We start from the raw sequence: 2,142 nt of genomic DNA, 5'->3' as shown, positions 1-2,142 counted from the left end.
GAACGGGGATTTATAGGGAGTGGATTGCCGAAGCAATCAAGGCTCAACGAATCGACCGCCGACCCCGGGTAAAGGCTCTGCCGACAAGCGAGGAGGCTAGGAGTCTGTCGGAGTACCCCTGAGACTCCAAGTTATCGTAAACCTGTAATTTAATAATAGTTGCAATAAGTTATCTGATATGCTATACTTTAGTGCATGGAAACAAACCCACGATTTCGACGTTACGACCCGGATCAGTTGTACCTGTTGCCGCCGGACATGCGCCAATGGTTGCCCGATGACGATCTGGTGTATTTCATTCTCGACATAGTCAACCAGCTTGATCTCAAAGAGATCTTTGCTTCCTATGAAGAGAACAAGGGCGGCTACCCTGCTTATCACCCCCGAATGATGGTAGCACTCCTGCTCTATGCCTACTGCATCGGGTTACCCAGTTCGAGGAAGATCGAGCAGGCCACATATCATTCGGTAGCCTTCCGGATATTGACCGCTGATCAACACCCGGATCACGACACCATTGCCTCTTTCCGCAAGCGGCACCTCAAGTCTCTTGCCGGACTTTTTGTACAAGTCCTACGGCTGTGCCAGAAGGCCGGTCTTGTGAAACTGGGTCATGTGGCGCTGGATGGAACGAAGGTCAAAGCCAATGCCAGCAAGCACAAGGCCATGAGCTACGGCCGGATGGTCAAACGGCACAAAGAGCTCAAGCAGCAGGTGTACCGTCTTCTGAAGGATGCCGAGCGTTGTGATGCTCAGGAAGACCGGCTGTACGGTAAAGGCAAACGGGGCGATGAGCTTCCCGAGGAGCTTCGTTTCAGGGAAACGCGTCTGAAAAAGATCCAGGAGGCCATGGTAGCCCTGGAACAGGAAGCCCGTCAAGAGGCATTGGAAAAACGGCGTGAGCGGGACAAGAACAATCACCGACCCGGCCGCCCTCCCAAGGCACCTTCGGGGAAGCCCCATGCCAAGAAGCAGTACAACTTCACTGATCCGGACAGCCGGATCATGAAAGACAGCACCACCAAAAGCTTTGAGCAGGCCTATAACTGCCAGGCCGCGGTAGACGCCAAGAATCAAGTCATCGTGGCAAGTGACGTGACCCAGGCGCCCAATGACAAAGAACAAGTCGAGCCGATGCTCGAGAAGGTCGTGAATAATGTCGTCGGCAAGAAACCCAAGCATTTGAGCGCCGACGCGGGGTATTTCAGTGAAACCAACTGTGAACTACTGGCCCGAGCGGAAATCGACGCTTACATAGCCACAGAGAAACTCAAGCACGGCGAGCAGGTTGCTCCTACTCCACGAGGTAGACTCCCTCGGGGTCTTTCCACCAAACAACGGATGGCACGGAAACTCCGAACCATCAAGGGCCGGATGACATACTCTAAACGCAAGGAGATCGTGGAGCCGGTTTTCGGGCAGATCAAAGAAATCCGCGGATTCCGGCGGTTCTCTCTCAGAGGATTCCCCAACGTGGCTGCGGAATGGGATCTCATATGTCTTACCCACAATCTCCTGAAGCTCTTCCGGAACAAGTGGGTACCCAAGGGGGCGTAGGAGACCTCCGCTCGCCCACATTTCCGGACAATGAACAGTTCTTTGGGGAACATCCCCGCAACTGGGGCACCAAAACCTGGATCAACGAAAAAATCTGATGCCCTTCAACTCAAACCCTAGACCGACAGACTCCTAGGGTCGCAGTATCCGTCAACCCGCCAGCAGGGGGAGAAGGTGCGCCGATGACCTGGTCTTCAATTCATACCCGGGTGATCTTTTCGCTTCTGATTATCACGCCTCTCGGCTTCGCCTTCAAATTCTACTCGGGGCCGGGGGATTGGTGGTTTAATAATTACGGCGCAGGTGTATTTTATGAGATTTTCTGGATCCTGACTGCCTTCCTCTTCTTCCCTTCAAGACGTGGCGCTAATGTCATTCCCTTCTATGTCTTCGCCATCACTTCGATGCTTGAATTCATGCAGTTATGGCATCCACCCTTCCTGGAGATGATACGCTCGTCTTTTGTGGGAAGCGCGCTCATAGGAAACACATTCGTGTGGGGGGATTTTCCCCACTATGTGCTCGGCTGCCTGATAGGCTGGGGTTGGCTCCGGTCCCTCTTGCGCGGAGAAGACATTTAGAGAG

2 protein-coding genes are annotated in these 2,142 nt (G+C 53.5%); both read left to right on the top strand.

Going from position 1 to position 2,142, the window contains the following annotated elements:
• Positions 1-195 precede the first annotated feature (195 nt).
• Positions 196-1,557 carry an IS1182 family transposase gene (locus JRJ26_20680; GenBank protein MBW2059906.1) on the top strand — a complete coding sequence of 454 codons (1,362 nt, stop codon included), beginning with the start codon at positions 196-198 and terminating at the stop codon, positions 1,555-1,557.
• 182 nt (positions 1,558-1,739) lie between these two features.
• Positions 1,740-2,138: a DUF2809 domain-containing protein gene (locus JRJ26_20675; protein ID MBW2059905.1), complete on the top strand. Its 399-nt coding sequence runs from the start codon at positions 1,740-1,742 to the stop codon at positions 2,136-2,138.
• Positions 2,139-2,142: the final 4 nt, after the last annotated feature.

The organism is Deltaproteobacteria bacterium, assembly GCA_019308905.1.
Taxonomy (GTDB): Bacteria; Desulfobacterota; BSN033; order WVXP01; family WVXP01; genus JAFDHF01.
The sequence above is the reverse complement of the archived record's forward strand: the minus strand, read 5'-3'. Positions and strand labels throughout refer to the sequence as shown.

What these genes read in the sequence shown, in the direction of transcription:
- JRJ26_20680 (MBW2059906.1), top strand. Translation starts at nt 196, where the DNA reads ATGGAAACAAACCCACGATTTCGACGTTACGACCCGGATCAGTTGTAC.
- JRJ26_20675 (MBW2059905.1), top strand. Translation starts at nt 1,740, where the DNA reads ATGACCTGGTCTTCAATTCATACCCGGGTGATCTTTTCGCTTCTGATT.